The 16216-nt window shown below is 41.5% G+C and carries 10 protein-coding genes; 3 read left to right on the top strand and 7 right to left on the bottom strand.

Annotation, left to right across the window (positions count from 1 at the left end; all coding sequences use genetic code 11):
- Positions 1-67 precede the first annotated feature (67 nt).
- Positions 68-2116 (top strand): ATP-binding protein, encoded by a 2049-nt coding sequence (locus QSH61_RS21110; RefSeq protein ID WP_206473734.1) that lies wholly within the window; start codon positions 68-70, stop codon positions 2114-2116.
- A gap of 49 nt (positions 2117-2165) precedes the next feature.
- Here QSH61_RS21110 and QSH61_RS21105 read toward each other — a convergent pair whose 3' ends face one another.
- On the bottom strand, positions 2166-4709 hold the full coding sequence (locus QSH61_RS21105; protein ID WP_206473735.1) for a TonB-dependent receptor plug domain-containing protein: 2544 nt from the start codon (positions 4707-4709) through the stop codon (positions 2166-2168).
- 356 nt (positions 4710-5065) lie between these two features.
- Between QSH61_RS21105 and QSH61_RS21100 the strand changes: the two genes are divergently transcribed.
- Positions 5066-5551: a hypothetical protein gene (locus QSH61_RS21100; protein ID WP_206473736.1), complete on the top strand. Its 486-nt coding sequence runs from the start codon at positions 5066-5068 to the stop codon at positions 5549-5551.
- A gap of 75 nt (positions 5552-5626) precedes the next feature.
- Here QSH61_RS21100 and QSH61_RS21095 read toward each other — a convergent pair whose 3' ends face one another.
- The 6 genes from QSH61_RS21095 to QSH61_RS21070 form a co-directional block, all read right to left on the bottom strand.
- Entirely contained in the window at positions 5627-7108 is a 1482-nt protein-coding gene (locus tag QSH61_RS21095) for a DNA recombination protein RmuC (RefSeq protein WP_206473738.1), read from the bottom strand.
- A gap of 62 nt (positions 7109-7170) precedes the next feature.
- On the bottom strand, positions 7171-7857 hold the full coding sequence (locus QSH61_RS21090; RefSeq protein ID WP_174169152.1) for a response regulator: 687 nt from the start codon (positions 7855-7857) through the stop codon (positions 7171-7173).
- Positions 7858-7862: 5 nt separating this feature from the next.
- Positions 7863-8066: a hypothetical protein gene (locus QSH61_RS21085; RefSeq protein WP_010376203.1), complete on the bottom strand. Its 204-nt coding sequence runs from the start codon at positions 8064-8066 to the stop codon at positions 7863-7865.
- A 504-nt stretch (positions 8067-8570) separates the two neighbouring features.
- On the bottom strand, positions 8571-11663 hold the full coding sequence (locus QSH61_RS21080; protein ID WP_206471352.1) for a DEAD/DEAH box helicase: 3093 nt from the start codon (positions 11661-11663) through the stop codon (positions 8571-8573).
- 170 nt (positions 11664-11833) lie between these two features.
- Entirely contained in the window at positions 11834-12796 is a 963-nt protein-coding gene (locus QSH61_RS21075) for a ParB N-terminal domain-containing protein (protein WP_102058138.1), read from the bottom strand.
- Positions 12797-12809: 13 nt separating this feature from the next.
- Positions 12810-14042 carry an AAA family ATPase gene (locus QSH61_RS21070; RefSeq protein ID WP_102058137.1) on the bottom strand — a complete coding sequence of 411 codons (1233 nt, stop codon included), beginning with the start codon at positions 14040-14042 and terminating at the stop codon, positions 12810-12812.
- A gap of 702 nt (positions 14043-14744) precedes the next feature.
- Between QSH61_RS21070 and QSH61_RS21065 the strand changes: the two genes are divergently transcribed.
- A complete protein-coding gene (locus tag QSH61_RS21065; protein WP_010605529.1) occupies positions 14745-15959 on the top strand; it encodes a hypothetical protein in 1215 nt (404 codons plus the stop codon).
- Positions 15960-16216: the final 257 nt, after the last annotated feature.

Here is a 16216-nt window from a genome sequence, read left to right as displayed (position 1 = left end):
TTTCCATATTTACCCCACTTTTCCATGTAAAACTATAAAACTGATTACAGTACATTGAAGTTGATACATGACCCCCATTAAGAACTTAATAAAAGCAGTAGCACTGCTTACAGCGATGCATTGCCAGGCCGGGAATACAGTTATCAAGGAAATAGAAGATTTAGAAAAGGCAGGAAAATACACCGAAGCCTTAGTTAAAATTGAAACGGCCAGCGTCAGTGAAGAAGAAGAAACGCGATATCAAGCGATTTATTTGCAGGCCATGATTTATCGAAAGCAAGACTTATATGAGAAATCAATATCTACTCTTAGCTATATCGAAAAGCAGTTTTTCCTTACCGAAGCGCGCAAGTATGATTTATACAGAGAGATAGGCATTAACTATCGTAACTTAAGCCAGCTTGAGCAGGCCGAGTCTTTTTACTTAAAAGCGCTCGCTTCAGCCGAGGCAATGGATAAATCAAATTTAGTGGCGCAAACCTATAATAATCTAGGTGTTGTTGCCGACCATAGAAATCTGCTTGCGCAATCTATGCAATATCACTTAAAAGCCTATGAATTACTAAAAGGAACTGATCAGTACGAAAAGCAAGGGGCTAACTTTTACAATCTCGGTGATATTTCTGTGCGTATGGGGGATGAGGAAAATGCAGAGTATTTCTTTCAACAAGCTCTCGTTGCAGATAAAGCTTCAAAAGAATTACGCAACGTCGCAGGCACGGCCCTTCGCTTGGGAGAGCTGAAGTTTAAGAACGGTAAAACGGACGAAGCATTAGCGCAAACAAAAGAGGCCATTGAATTTCTAAAAGAACTCAATGCTAGGGTTTCACTCGCTAGGGCATATCGAAACTCCGCATTGATCCATATAGCCAAGGCAGACTTAGACAATGCCCTGTCGGATGCACTTGCAGGCATTGAATATGCCACTCAAACCAGTTCAACACTGCAACAATTTTACGCCTACCTGACGGAGTTAGAAGTTAGGCTAAAACGTAAAGAATTAGCCAAAGCAAAAACACTACTCACCAAGCTGGACGCCCTAACCGAAATAGAAACGGCAGAGGTGCTGCTCGAAAAATATCATCGCCTTAAAGCGATAACGCTTGCTGCACATCATGAATACGCCCAAGCTTTTCAATTTATGAAGTCGACTTCAAAGCTACAGACTCAACTTCATGAAACATTACTAGAAAAACAAGTAAGTACCTATAAAGCCAGTATTGACGCGCTTATTCAATCTCAACAACTGGAGCAAGCACGCTCTGCACAAGCCATAACCGAGGTTAACTTACAAAACGCCAAGCTATCCACACAAATGTGGGTGATCACTACAATCTCGACCTTTTTAGCTGGATTATTTCTAGTCGGATTTTTTGTCGTCAAGCATAGAAATGCGGCGCTAAAAGCAAAAATGTATCAATTGAATATTGAGCATAAAGATAAAATGCTGGCCGATATTTCCCACGAGTTACGCACGCCACTCAGTGTCTTAAAACTCCATATAGAAGCGATGGAACACAATCTTATTGATGACAGCACACTTGCGTATGCCAAGATCAACAACAAGATAAATCAGCTAAATGAATTGATCTCGAACGTATATCAATTGTCTCAAGCAGATCATGACGCGCTTGTGATCCATCCCCAGCAGCATGGCGCGAAAACGGTTATCCAAAGCTATGTGTACGATATTGAAAGATTAGTAACAAGTAATCAGCTGCAATTTATCGCCGACATTCACGTCGATGATATGAGTATTTACATTGATAAACCAAAGCTAGATAGGGTTATCGATAATCTTGCTAAGAATGCATGTTTATACACAGATAAACCCGGCAAGGTAAGGTTTAAAGCTGTGGTCAATAAACAAGAACTATTCCTACAAGTAGATGATAGCTCACCAGGCGTATCTGAGGCCGAGCAGAACAAACTGTTTGAACGCTTGTACCGTGTCGAAGCATCGAGAAGTCGTGCAACAGGAGGCTCAGGTCTTGGTTTGTCTATTTGTAAGAGCTTAATTGAAGCGATGAATGGAAAAATCACAGTGAAGTCTGGGAAGTATGGCGGTTTGTGTATTCAGATAAACTTACCTCATGCGGTAGATGTACCAGCATAAAGTACAAAAGGCTAAGCAGATGCTTGGCCTTTTGTCTTTCTGAGCTTGCTTAGAAACGGTAGCTGATATTGCCATACACAAAACGACCATCGGTGTTATATGCCGAGAACGCAGAGTAAGGGAAGATCTGGTTAAACGTTGTATAACCAATATTACTAACAGTATCTTGAGGATATTGATCAAATAAATTGTTAGCGCCTACAGCAAACTTCCAGTTGTCACCTAGGTTATAAGCCACTTCTAAATCAGTGATCCATTTAGCGTCTAATACTTCATCGCCTTCTACTGCGCTAGAAGAGTCCACCGTTTCACCATAGCGTGTGGCACGTAATGTCGTCTGCCAATCGCCAAATTGCCAAATTGCAGCTAAGTTCCACTTATCTTTTGGTGTTCCATCTTCAAATCGTGCAATTTCACGACGAGCAAAGTACTCATAGCTGTCACCAAGGGCTTCAAGCTCAGCAGGGTTTGCTTTTACATGCGTCACTTCAGTGTCATTGATGTTTACCGCGGCACTTAAACGCAGATTACCGTAGTCGGCAAGATCAAAACTGTACGTTGCTACGATATCCACACCTTGAGTGCGCGAGTCGATAGCATTAGTGAAGTACCTTACACTTTGCGTATTAAGCTCACCCGCTTGCTGCAAAATATTAATGACCTCAGGACCGCCCAAGTTCTCAGAAAGGACGATGCGATCGTCGATGTCAATTCGATAGGCATCCACAGTAAATGAGAACGCGTCTAGTGTGTAGACAAAGCCCGCCGTCATATTGACCGACTCTTCCGGTTCAAGCTCTCGAGCACCCAGCGCTTTTGCAGCTGGCGTATCAACAGGGAAGTGGCCAACTTCACTCGGTACGCCATTTTCAAATACCGTAGCAATTGATTTATAGGACGTTTGAGCCAATGAAGGCGCTCTAAAACCTGTGCTTACTGCACCACGTAGTGAAAAGTTATCCGACACCACATAGCGCGATGCCAGTTTACTAGTGAAAGTGCTGCCAAAATCACTGTAATCTTCAAAACGACCCGCCAAGACGACATTCCAGTCCTGCGTTAAGTAGGTATCAAACTCTGCGAATAAAGCGATGTTATGACGAGATTCATCGACAGCACTTGCTGGTGAGAAACCAGCGAGCACCTGCGCACCACCAGCTGCAACGGGATTGCCTTCTGCATCAAGCACGGTGAGGTAAGACGCTTCTTCACCGACTTCAATTTCATAGGTTTCGCGGCGATATTCTGCACCAATCGTGAAAAATACGTCATCCGGTAAGCCCAAATCCAATGCCGTTTTAGCATCAGCATTCACAAGCCACTGCGAATAAACTAAAGCGCCGTTATTAAACTCAGTCGGACTTGTTACCCCCATCGAAGTATTCAAACTATTTACGACACCCAAAGCGAAGTCATTCACACCATAGTTTGTACTGATATCGTAATCCCACTCACCTTGAGTGCCTTTTACACCAACCGCAAAAGAGTAATCATCTACATCGCTGACAATTTGAGGCAAGAAACCATCTGGGTATACCGCAGTTAAGTTGCGGCTGTCATTTGCGCGACGATAGAAACCACCGGAGTTACCTTCACGTGTTGAGTAGCTACCAAATGAATAAAGTTCGGTTTCCGCATCTAGGTTGTAACCCGCATTATAAAATAGTGCAAAGTCTTCCACTTCAGCTTTACCAAAACGGTGGTTGTAGCGATCAAATGAAAACTCTCTTGAGTCAAGTTGACCATTTTCATCACGAGTATATTGCTCTCTTGGATCAAAGCCTGAACGATTAGTCGGTTTTTTATCTCTATATTCGGCAGACAGATTAATAAAACCTTCATTACCTAAAGCAAAACCAACGTTGGCACCAATTGTTGTAGTACCGCCATCATTGCGCTTGCGGTCATCTCCAAGCACAAAATCTAAATCGCCCGCAGCGTTTGCACGGGTTTGTAATAAGTCAGGGACACCTGCCATCTGTGTATCGTGCTCACCATAGGTCACACTAATACTGCCGCCTTCTTCGGCATCTTTAAGCACAATATTAATAACGCCAGCAATGGCATCTGAGCCGTATTGAGCAGCAGCGCCATCACGCAGTACTTCTATACGCTTAATCGCGGCAGCTGGGATAGTATTTAAATCAACCGCCGTTGAACCACGACCAACGGTACCATTTAAATTCAATAATGCGCCAGCATGACGACGCTTACCATTAACCAGCACTAAGGTGTGATCCGGTGCTAAACCTCTAAGCACTGCCGGGCGGGCGTGATCCGTACCATCCGCCAGCGTTGAATTTGGGAAGTTAAAACTTGGCACGAGCGTAGTGAGTACTTGGCTCAGCTCCAGCTGACCGGTACTTTGCATATCTTCTAAAGAAATCACATCTACCGGCACCGTGCTCTCGGCAATACTACGAAGACTTCTTCGCGTACCAGTGATTTCGATGACTTCAACACTTTCTTTGGCTTCAGTGTTGTTACTTTCTGCTTGCGCATGAATTGAAATAGTTGAAAGAAGCGCAGCACCGACAGCCAACGAGATTGGCTTGCGAACAGCGTTTTCCAGCTTGTTATTAATAAATTGCATAGTTTGTCCCGTGAATATGTTGAACGCAGAGTCTGTAAAAGACCGATTATTACTTAATTTAGTCGATATGAAGATAAATCAAGACTGAATAGGTACCCAAGTAAATAACACAAATTCGGTACGACACCCATTAGACTTAAGACTAAAATGTTGGTACTTACTAATTCAATACCACCCTAAGATTAAGCAACTCTCATCAGAAAAGATGCGAATTTTAGAATTATTCTTTCATCGACAATAAAGAATTTTTAGATCTAACTTATACCTCATAAGGGCACTGGTCTGATGTTTACTCACTCCATCTTTACTCCACATTGAAGCGCTTAAATACCAATATGCAGAAACGGAGAGTACCAATGACACAACGGACGCTAAAACATGCTGAATGGTTGAAAATTGTTGAATCTAGAGCGAACCAGCAGCAACTTCAAATAAAGCCAAAAAATAAACTATCACCAGCTGTAATTTGGACTTTTGTACTAGCCACTATTATTTCACTGATAAGTGCATGGGCATTTGTTACCGAAACGCCTGAGGCACCCACTCAGCAGCTTAGTCAAGAATCCCAAATGCGTATCAATCGCTACTTTACCAAACAGTATATGGTTGGAAGCTGGCAGTTCTCACATTTAAAAACCAGTAAAGATGACATCAATGTGTTTATCCGTATCCCGACTAAATTAGCATTAACGGGACAGGCACTGAAGGGTTATATCGAGCAGTCACTATGCCCACCGGCCAATAGCAATGTTTGGCGTGATGTCAGCCAGTTTGCGCTTTATATGCACTTGTATTCGGATACGCCACGCCACAGTGACTATGCCAAGTGCAAGACACCTTAATCATTTCAGGTTAAATTCTTTTATCTTTCGTTCAAAGGCCCAATGGGCCTTTTTTGTTTTTTTGGATTTCAAGCGTTATTTCGAGCTATCGTGGTTGCCAAGCTGACTTACCGGCTCGAGCTCAAGTTTAGCTTTTTCTTCGAGTTCTTCGGGTAGCTCCTTGACTACGGCAACGCCTAGTTCTTTAAATTCAGAAGCTTGCTTAATTAAGTTGCCTTTACCCATATATAACTGAGAAAACGCTCGCTCGTAGCTCTCTTTTGCTTTATCAAGCTGTTTACCCACCCCTTCCATACTATGTAGGAAGCTATTGAGCTTGTTATAAAACTTCTCAGCTCGAAGCGCCAGCTCTCTGGTATGCTTGCTTTGCTCTTCAAAACGCCATAACTGTTTAACGATATTAAGACTGGTTAAAAGCGTTGTTGGCGTTGCCACCAATACATTGTTTTGTAAAGCGTCCTGATAAAGCGTTGGCTTATGCTTAACCGCCTCAACAAATGCAGATTCCACAGGGATAAACATGATGACCACCTCTGGGGAGTTAAGACCTGGTAAGCGCTCATAAGATTTACTACCCAACTCTTTGATCCGTGCAGTGATGGCTTCGGTGTGTGCCACAATGGCTTGATTCGCTTCACTATCGGTTGTGGCATTAATATACCTTGTATAGGCATTCAATGAGGTTTTAGCGTCAATTACCAGGTGACGAGATTGCGGTAAGTAAACCACGACGTCAGGGCGAAACTTGCCTTCGTCGGTATTAAAGTTGACTTCTCGCTGATAGTCGTAACCCGGACGTAGCCCAGCGCTATCTAGCACATTTTCGAGCATGAGTTCGCCCCAGTTGCCTTGTGCTTTCTTTTGCCCTTGTAACGCCGTGGTCAAACGATCTGCTTGCTCGGTCATGGCTTTATTGTTGGCTTGTAAGTGCAGCAATTCGGTTTTTAATGACGCCCGTTGCTTCAGCTCTTCACTATGAATGGCTTCCATTTTATCTCTAAAGCCCTTTAATTCACCTTGTACTGGCTGCAGCAACTGCTGGATTTTTTCTTTGCTTTGATGACTAAAGCGCTCGCTTTTCTCATCAAATATTTGATTCGCGAGATTGTGAAACTCTTCTTTCAGCTGGACCTTCGCTTGCTCAAGCTGCGCGAGCTGCTGCTCAAAGCTCAGTTGCTTTTGCTCCAGCAAGGTTTGCAGATTGGCCATTTCAACTTCTAGCTCATGAGCATGCACTTGAATTTCTTCCTTGGCATCGAGCTCTCGCTGCCACAGCTGCTGATATTCAGCGGCTTGCCGTTGACGCTCAGCTAATCTCGCTTGCAATTGCTGCTGTTGACCATGACTTTGCAATTGCTGCGCTCTTAATTGCTCAGCGAATTGCTCGGCTTGGCTTAGTTGCGACCTAAGTGCTTGCTCGGAGGCGAGTTGATTATTGAGTTGATTCTTGAAAGTGCTGCGCATAACCCAAACGACGGGGAGTAGGGTAGCCGCACCGCCTGCAAATAGCGCAAGACTATACCATGCAGGCGTATTGGAGAGCATTGACCAAAGCATATTGAGATCTCATCGGTTCTTCTGCTTTGATAATACCTTAGATATAAATTTCAATCACTTAGTCATTCAGTGATCTGTTGACCATTGTAGCGATATCCGGCGCCATATACCGACTCTACAATTTTCGGAGATAAATCTAATCCTTTGATTTTCTTTCTGATATTTTTAATGTGGCTGTCGATTACGCGATCCGAAATATCAAAGTTATCCGGCTGAATATAATCAAGAATTTGCTGTCTTGAAAAGACACGGTTTGGTGCGTCATATAAAAGCGCAAAGACGTCAAACTCAACTTTGGTTAAGCCTAATGTACTGCCATTCAGTTTAACCGTTAATTCTTCCCGATTTACTTCGATAGGCTTTTGATACGCATTGGTATTCACACAACGACGTAAGATCGCTTTCATGCGCATCACTAATTCAGCGGCGCTAAAAGGTTTACATACATAATCATCTGCGCCGACTTCTAAGCCCTTTAAACGGTCTGCTTCTGCCACTTTGGCAGTCAGCATCACAATAGGTACTTCAGAAAACGCTCGAATTTGACGCATACACTCTACGCCATCTTGGTTCGGCAACATGATATCCATCAAGATTGCATCAGGTTGGTTTAACTTTACCCAAGGTACAACTTCTGCACCGTCTGCAATATGAAACATTTCAAAACCGGATGCTCTAAAAAACAACAGCACCTGCTCTGCAATATCTTGGTCGTCTTCGACAAGCAAAATTCTTGATGAGGTAGACATAGGATTTATTTACTCTTTGCTTTTAACTTCTTCAATTGTTGTCTAACTTGGCGCTTTAACTTATCTGAAAGCGTGTCATCGAACAGTAACATGGTAAGTATACTAGACAAGTCTTCTGAACTCGCAACTTCATTAAGTAGATCATAGTCAGATTCTGATTGCGTCTCAATAAAGTTTAAGTGTGAAATTGTCGCGTCGTAGCAAAGCATAACGTTATCCTAATTGGTCTATGGCGTTTCTCCGTTGTAGTTATTAAAGCGCAAGATTATGGAATAAAAATGGAGTGAAAGATGTTTTAGGGCCTGTTGACCTTTGCTGTTTAATTTTTGTTCTTCTGAGTGTGTTTTGATCGCGACGCTCGACTTGCCGCCTAGTAATCTAGGCAAAAGTTGAGCAACAATGAACAAAGCGCACTCAGGTGAACCCAAAGGGCAGCGCTTGATTGGCATTTCTACTATGTTATCGCCAGACTTACATAGAATGACTATGCTACGCAGGCTCTGCCTTGTATAAACACCAGTCAAACTGCTGCAAAAACAAACTTGAAAGATAAACAGGCCCTAGAGCCAGAAAAAAGAAAAGCCAACTTAATTAAGCTGGCTTATTACAATCAGTAACAAAGGGGGAAAATCAACATATGCCTACTGTTTCAACAATGTCACAACAAGCACTATCATAGACCTTCACCTTTGTTGATTAGTTCCAAATTATTTTTAATTTTTTATCAGCGCTAGCATTTGCGACTCATCAAACTGACCAAGATTGACTCCAGAGTCTGCAAATAGGGCGTCAACAAGGGCTTGCTTATCGCGCTGCATCTTAAACACTTTCTCTTCGATAGAATTCGCCATAATCAACTTGTACACGAACACCGGCTTATCTTGTCCGATACGATAGGCGCGATCTGTTGCTTGATTTTCTACCGCAGGATTCCACCAAGGGTCGAAATGGATAACCGTATCTGCTTGAGTCAAATTCAAACCAGTTCCCCCTGCTTTTAGGCTTATCAAAAAGACATTGCACTTGCCTTGAGTAAACGCCTCAATGGCTTTATCCCGTTGTCTGGTCTGCCCTGTCAGCATAGTGTATTTCAACTGTTGCTGTTGGCACTGCTCAGCAATGAGATCTAACACGCTGGTAAACTGGCTGAAGATAATTATCTTACGGCCCTCACTGAGTAGCACAGGCAGGTGTTGTGCAAGCCACTCAAATTTAGCGCCATGTTGGTCGGTCAGTAATTTATCAACCAATTGTGGGTGACAGCAGATCTGACGTAACTTTAACAAGGCATCGAGAAATGCCAGCTTGCTTCTTTCAACGCCTTGCTCCTGAAATAGATTGAGCAATTTGCTTTCTACTTGGTGCTGGACACCTTGATATAGCTTATGTTGTTCATCAGAGAACTCTAATTCTTTGATGAGTTCTGTCTTATTGGGTAGCTCTTTCACTACCTCAGCTTTGGTACGACGAAGAATAAAAGGTGCGATCAGCGATCTGAGTTCTCGAGCTCTAGGGCGATCTTGTTCTTTTTCAATTGGGATCTGGAAGTGTTGCTTAAACTGCTGCTTAGTACCCAGCACATCAGGCATGACAAAATCGAGCAGCGATTTAAGCTCGAGTAAATTGTTCTCTACCGGTGTGCCACTTAAACAAAGTTTAAAACGCGCGGATAGGCTCTTTACGCATTTAGATATTTGTGCGCTTTCGTTTTTAATATATTGCGCCTCATCCAACACAATAGAATCAAAATCAAGCCCTTTATAATACGCCACATCGCGCTTAAGCAGTGGATACGTCGTTAGAATAAATCGTGCACCTGACAAGTTAGTGAGTGCTTCCTCTCTATTGGAACCATGAATAATAGTGAGAGGTAGATGCGGTGCGAAACGTTTAAATTCGTCACGCCAGTTCCCCACTAAACTCGTCGGACAGACAATTAAACTTGGTTGTGTCACTAGCGTATTATGCTGAGAAATAAAGTAGGCAATAACCTGAAGCGTTTTTCCAAGGCCCATATCATCGGCCAGAATGCCACCTAGCTGATGACGATTAAGGAATTTAAGCCAGTTAACACCTTGCACTTGATAATCTCGTAGGGTGAAGCTCTGTCCTTCGCTGGCAGGGATCACGTCAAGATTTTCTATCGGTTTATCTAGCTCAGCGAGATACTCAAGTAGCTTTTGATCGTCTGAGTCAGCATGAATATGCGTCAGTTCAAACAGCTTTTTGGCATACGACAACGGAAATTTAAATTGTGAGCTCGAAAGGTAATAACTAAAACGAGATTTCAGCTCCAGCAATTCATCAAATATGGATTTGCTAATGGCATAGAACTGCTCGCCAATTTCGACGTAGCGATATTCATGGGCGAGGTTGTTAAGCTCATGAACCGGATGCTTATCCCAGTTGAGCGTAACGGGCTTGTCATCTAACATCACCTTTCCAAGCACATGATGTTGCTTATCTCTCTTAAGGCTTAACAGCACTTTTGGTGTAACAACGAGGCCATTGCTTGGCAGCTCGTCAACAATCCAACGTTTACCCTGCAAAAGCGGCCTGATCTCCCTGTTAAACCAATGGACTTCAACGCCATCCTCAGTTGGTAATAAAAATTCGTCGCCCTCATGGATAAAGCCGAGACCAGTGAGTACCTGCTCCAGCCTTGCTAATTGCTTTTTCGTCGCGCCTTTTCCAAGCGGCTCAATTGCAAAGCGAATTTTATTTGGCCTATCTAGTTTTATAAGCTTAGCAACATTAGATTGCTTACTCGCTAACTGCGAAAACCCAGCAGGAGGCGCAATGACATCATCCGTAAAGATATCTTGGAAACGCGCCATCACCTGCTCTAGCTTTTCAGCCGTGATGGTAGGCATAGTATGAAGATGGGCGATTTCCTGCGCGGTAAGCTCTGACTCAATTCTGCCAACGACCAAGTTTTCAGTATCTAGATACACCGGAGGTTCGGTTTTAATCAAGCGCCAGTGTTCAACATTCGCTAGACGGCTTTTAAGTTGGTATTCATTGCCTTCTTGATGCCAGTAAAAATCAAGCGTTTGCTTATGCCCTAGCTCCAAAGGTTGGCGCTGGTTACGATAAAAACAGCGATGGGTATGCACAAGTTGTGTGAGTGCATTAAAGCCCCAGGCGCCAAATAACTCAAAATGACCCGGTGTATTTTGCGAGCGGATCCAGCTAAATAAGCGAAAATCGTTTTCTAATAGACCAGCTGGAGCGACCTGACTATTGAGCTGTTGCTCAGTTAACACTCGGCCTAAGGGGTAAACACCGTCGGGCCTATTTGGCGAGACCTTTGGACTTACAAGGATTTCGTTTGCTCGAGGCTCTAACACGAAGAGTAAGACGTTTTCTGCGTCTGCTTTATCAACTTGCTGCAACTGCCCTAGTTCGTTAAACCAGTCATTAACTAAATAAGCCTCACCAAAGCCGCCAGAATGTTCAATTTTAAGTTTGAGTAATACCGCAGCAATGTGCCGACATTTAGGATTATTTGAACACGAGCAGTTTGCTTCGACCGAAACGCTACTTTGCGTTTGGTTTATTTTGATGTGCTGGGTGAAGGTATTGCCGTAATTTCCCAATACCTGTGCATCAATTTGCGCGAAGTTTTCGCTGTGTTGAAGGTAACAGACTTGCTCGTCTTTCAAATACTCCTTAGCTTTCGCAAGTAAAGCTGAATTGAAGTATTGACGAAGAAAACGTTCAGACAAAGGAAATTGATTAGCCTGCTCCTGTTTGATCTCTTCAAATAAGGCGAAAAGTTGCTCTTTAGATAACTGCGAAGACATTAAGTGCACGTCAAAATTAAAATAAAAAGCCAGTATATGAAATTAGTGATTTGAGCTAAAGAGAGAAATGTAAGAAATTCGCTAAAAAAGGACTGGTTGGAGGTCAACTGACTAGAAAAAGCGCCGAGTTGCTTGATAATTCAACCAACGCGGCAATTTTTGAACGAACCTTAATTATAACTGCTTAGCAGCTTTTGCAATTGTTCCAGACGCTTATCAGTCAATACTCGATTATCTATTTTCACGGTAACATCACCACTCTTTAGATTTCTCTGTACTCGAATGTAGTCGTTCTCTAGCATGGATTCGACACGTGAATCGCTACTTCCGAATGTGGTCAAGAATTTAGTGATCTGAACAGCACGTTTCTCGTCTGACATCTCTTCTGTCATAAAGTCTTGCGCTTTTAGTGCGGCAATTTGCTCTGAAAACTGCTCAGGCTGTTCTTGTTTTGCTGTGATGAGCTTTTTAGCTGCTTCACGGCCTAAATGATTTGCCGTTGGATACAACTGCAATACTTCGACCGGAATACTTTCATAAGCTTTCAACGCGTCTGCGATAGCTGTGTGAGAAACACCTTCCACGGCAGCGATTTCTCGATACGATCCTTTTTGGCCTTGTTTGATCAAGTTATGCTTAGTATCAAAATAGGCTTTACCCAATTCCCAAAGGCTCGGGGCGATGTATTGATCGGAAGATACCGCTAATGTTTTTGCATCTTCATCACTAAAGTCTTTCGAGCTCAACACCACATAATCCGCTTCGGCCAGCATACAGGCTTTACGGCGTCTAGAACCCGATAAAACGTGAAGTTTGCCATTGTGCTGCCAACATAGGGCAGGGTGGAGATTACGTTTATCTTTTTTAATGGCAGGTAATATATCTGCGACCGCTTTTTCGCTTAATAGGGATTGCTCACGGCGATTCTGCCCATAAACTGTGGTTTTACTCTCAATTTCGCTAAACGGTACCACTTCACAGGTCAGTACTATGGTTTTTGTCGGATCGCTTGGCGCAGGCATAGTAACCACATCACCTACTTTCGCCTGATCTAAAAGATCGTCGAGGCTACTGCCTTCAACCGCAGTAGCAAAAGGATCTATTCGAGTGTCATTTTTACGTTTTCTAGCCATTATTAATACCCTTTTATTCTGCTAGCGAAGACTGTGTTGAAGGCCAATTTGAACGGATCAGCATTTCTAATTCATCAACCACGTCTTTGATATTTTCTTGTGCTTTTAGCAATGCTTCGCGACTTGCTAAGCTATCAGAAGTCTTTTGATCAAAAATAGTGTTAAACGATGAAGAACTCGCCGTAATTGCAGAGCTGTGATTAATTGGATAACTCATTACTTGACGGCCAAAAGCACTACGTACATCTTTAACGATATCGCGCTGAGAATGATTGCCTTTAACATAGTTAGTGACTAAAAATTGCATAAAGTCCCAGCCTTCGTGACCAAGAGCAGCAACGGTATGGTATATCTCACCAAGACGTTTCAGATATTTATTATTAGCGTCGAAGTCTACGGCCTCTGGATGTACAGGTATTAACATAGCCGTAGACGCCATCAATGCGTTATAGAACATAAAATTAAGTGAAGGTGCGGTATCTACTAGGATAATATCAAACTCGTCTTGTACGGGCTCTATAACCTTCTCTTTAAGCTTATGGTAATGACGTGTCTTTTCGTAGCTTGAACTTTCTTTTAACTCTGTTGCTGTTTCGTGTTCAAAGTAAAAGTCATCCATACCAGAAGGTAATACGCGAATATTTGGAATGTGGGTTTCTTGGAATGAATTAGAGACAAGATCTTTCCATGTTTCACCTTCATCTAATTCGATGCAATCTCTCATCAGATCACCAACTGTGATCGGTTCATGATCATTAGATGGAAAAAAGCTTGATGATGATCCTTGCGGATCAAGATCAATGATCCCGATGCGATAGCGCTTAATATTCGTTGTAGCTAGAGCTGCTGCAATATTCACCAAACTTGTTGTTTTACCACAACCGCCTTTCAAACTATTAATCACAATGACTTGTAATTTATCGCTAGGCTTTCGTTGATCAGCATTTACACCCAGAACATCTGCCATCGCAAAGATATTTGCTAATGTGTATGCATAATGACCGTTTGCGCCTTTCTTTATATTGATGGTATCAAAGTCACCTTGGTCATGACGTCTTTTGAGTGTTCTATTATTCACACCAAGTAGATCTGCAGCAGCTTTTTGCGTGTAAGTTCTAAGCTCTTTTTCTTCAGTTTTAAGATGAGCTCTATAATGTTGAATACGACCAGCAAGTGATTGTTCTGCTACTTCTGCTGTAGCTTTCAACAGCCGGTACGTTGATAGCGCATTGTTATTTATAGACATACACATTATCCTTTATTTGATAACGATTATTATAATGTCCATATATTTTGCTGTAAACACAAAAAAACAAAGACATTTGTAATTTTGATTTACATCTAAGTATAAATAAGAAAGTTTAGATATGGTTAGATATATAGGTATTAAAGGCTAAGGCCAAGAAATTATATTATATCCTACTGTTTTACATAACTTTTTTTAATTTTCATAGATCTACTTTTTACTAGGTTAAGATCTGATCTCTTATAACTCCCAGATCGAAATTTTACTAACTACTATTTCAAAAAGTTATATATAAACAGCTTATACACAGAATTACTCACAGGTATGGTGGTTGGGATCGATTTTTTACCAAGTAAGATCAAACAGTTATGCACAGGTGATATAAGATCAAGTGCTTTAAGGTATGTATAGATCTGATCTCTACCTAGCATAGATCAGATCTTTACTAATTAAGGACCTAGTTTTCCACAAGGGCGTCGGATTTGCCGTTGTAAATCCGCTAAATATGCCTTAAACAAAGGTTTTTCAGCGATCATTTTACCTTTGTTAGTAAAAACTTGATCTGAAAATGAGCCTTACTTAGTAAAACAATGATCCCAACAAAAAAAGTTACTCCGGATCACTTTTTTACTAACTTTAATCATTAACTTTTTCTGTCGAATATGTTGTTATTAGACGTCATGAAAATTTGGAAGTAAAACAATGAGCCGGAAGGTGAACATCTCTGTTGACAATTTGCCCGATTCACTTCGTGGACAGATCCATGGTGTAGAAAGTGCAATCGATAACGAAAGTTTGGCGTTGTTTACGGACAATAAAGATGTTCGAGTATCTTTAGAAAATGCAGCCCATGGGTTAAGAGCTTATTCTAACACCTTTAATCATTACGATTTATGGGGACGCTTTGTTCGTTCTGGACATAAAAAATTACCATTAGAAGAAGCGCCCAAAAAAACAATCGTAACGAGAAAAATATCAGAAAAAGTAGATGGTATTCTATACGAAGGTGAGATAAAAATTACCCCTGCTGTTGTTAGTACTAAAAGAGATGGTGATGACGAAGAGTTTTTAGTTTGGCCATCTGACCGAGAAGAAAAAGTTGAGCGCGCACTGATCCGCCTAGCTTCTAAAGGTAAGATTGTTAAAATAAATTTTAAGTCCGGTATTCAATACGCGGTTATTTTTTCGATGAACGAGCTTGCTCAAGAATTAAAAGCTGTTGGTCAATCAATGCCTTATCCGCAAATTAAGGAATCTTTGGAAGCTCTTCAAGGTTCTAAACTTTCGTTCAAATATACGGCTACAGATACTAAAAACCCAAGTATTGATGATTCATTTTACGAATCAAACATGAACTTTCTGTCGTCGCTACACTTTAGTGGTAAAAAAGGGCAGGGTGGGAACATCAAATGTGTTGCATGTTTAAATGCATTTGTTCATAACATGATCGATAACTTGGAGTATAAAGGCTATTATTTCAACAGTGCTCAAGAGTTAAAACGCGGTTTGTCTCGTTGGATGATGCTACGTTTGTATCATCTATGGCGTTACGCAGCTCCAGGTAAAACTTATCATTTTCGCCTAATTTCAATTATGGAAAAGTATGGTTCAATTTATTCTGATGATGAAATAACAGAGAATAAATTGAAGGCACTTCGTCGTGATATGACCACAACAATGAAAGATTTGATCGAGAAAGGGGCGATATCAGAATACAATATTTCAAATGTCAAGGATGAAAAGTCCGGGAAAATCGTTGATTATGTGTACGAAATGCACCCATCAGCTCAGTTCTGTGATGAAATATTGGCTCTCAATAAACACCATAAACGTATCGAAATTCAAGGCGGAAAACGGATCGTTGAAAATGTTGAAGTAATTGATGAAGATACATTAGAAGAAATCGTTAAAAAATAAAATTTCTTATTTTGGCTAGAATGGTATTTCTAGCCAAAACAAAAAACTTTTATATCAAAGCTAATTTCTATTTCAACTTAAGATACTTTCTGAGCGAAATTTATCACAACCCAATTCTTCAAAATGATGAAGTCTATAAAGCTAAAAATTTTCTGTGGTGGAAAATACTGACATAAATAAATCTTGAAACTACATCAGCAGATCAAGTTAATTCTCTAATCCTTGGAAGAGGGGAGAATTATATCAATAATTGAAAT

The sequence above is a fragment of the Pseudoalteromonas sp. JC3 genome (genome assembly GCF_030291895.1).
GTDB lineage: Bacteria > Pseudomonadota > Gammaproteobacteria > Enterobacterales > Alteromonadaceae > Pseudoalteromonas.
Note: the sequence above shows the minus strand (reverse complement) of the source record. Positions and strands in the feature narration are given on the sequence as shown.

Bases quoted from the DNA above. Each gene is read 5' to 3' on its own strand.
- QSH61_RS21110 (WP_206473734.1), top strand. From the start codon at position 68: ATGACCCCCATTAAGAACTTAATAAAAGCAGTAGCACTGCTTACAGCG.
- QSH61_RS21105 (WP_206473735.1), bottom strand. From the start codon at position 4,709: ATGCAATTTATTAATAACAAGCTGGAAAACGCTGTTCGCAAGCCAATC.
- QSH61_RS21065 (WP_010605529.1), top strand. From the start codon at position 14,745: ATGAGCCGGAAGGTGAACATCTCTGTTGACAATTTGCCCGATTCACTT.
- QSH61_RS21095 (WP_206473738.1), bottom strand. From the start codon at position 7,108: ATGCTTTGGTCAATGCTCTCCAATACGCCTGCATGGTATAGTCTTGCG.
- QSH61_RS21080 (WP_206471352.1), bottom strand. From the start codon at position 11,663: ATGTCTTCGCAGTTATCTAAAGAGCAACTTTTCGCCTTATTTGAAGAG.
- QSH61_RS21070 (WP_102058137.1), bottom strand. From the start codon at position 14,042: ATGTCTATAAATAACAATGCGCTATCAACGTACCGGCTGTTGAAAGCT.
- QSH61_RS21075 (WP_102058138.1), bottom strand. From the start codon at position 12,796: ATGGCTAGAAAACGTAAAAATGACACTCGAATAGATCCTTTTGCTACT.
- QSH61_RS21085 (WP_010376203.1), bottom strand. From the start codon at position 8,066: ATGCTTTGCTACGACGCGACAATTTCACACTTAAACTTTATTGAGACG.
- QSH61_RS21100 (WP_206473736.1), top strand. From the start codon at position 5,066: ATGACACAACGGACGCTAAAACATGCTGAATGGTTGAAAATTGTTGAA.
- QSH61_RS21090 (WP_174169152.1), bottom strand. From the start codon at position 7,857: ATGTCTACCTCATCAAGAATTTTGCTTGTCGAAGACGACCAAGATATT.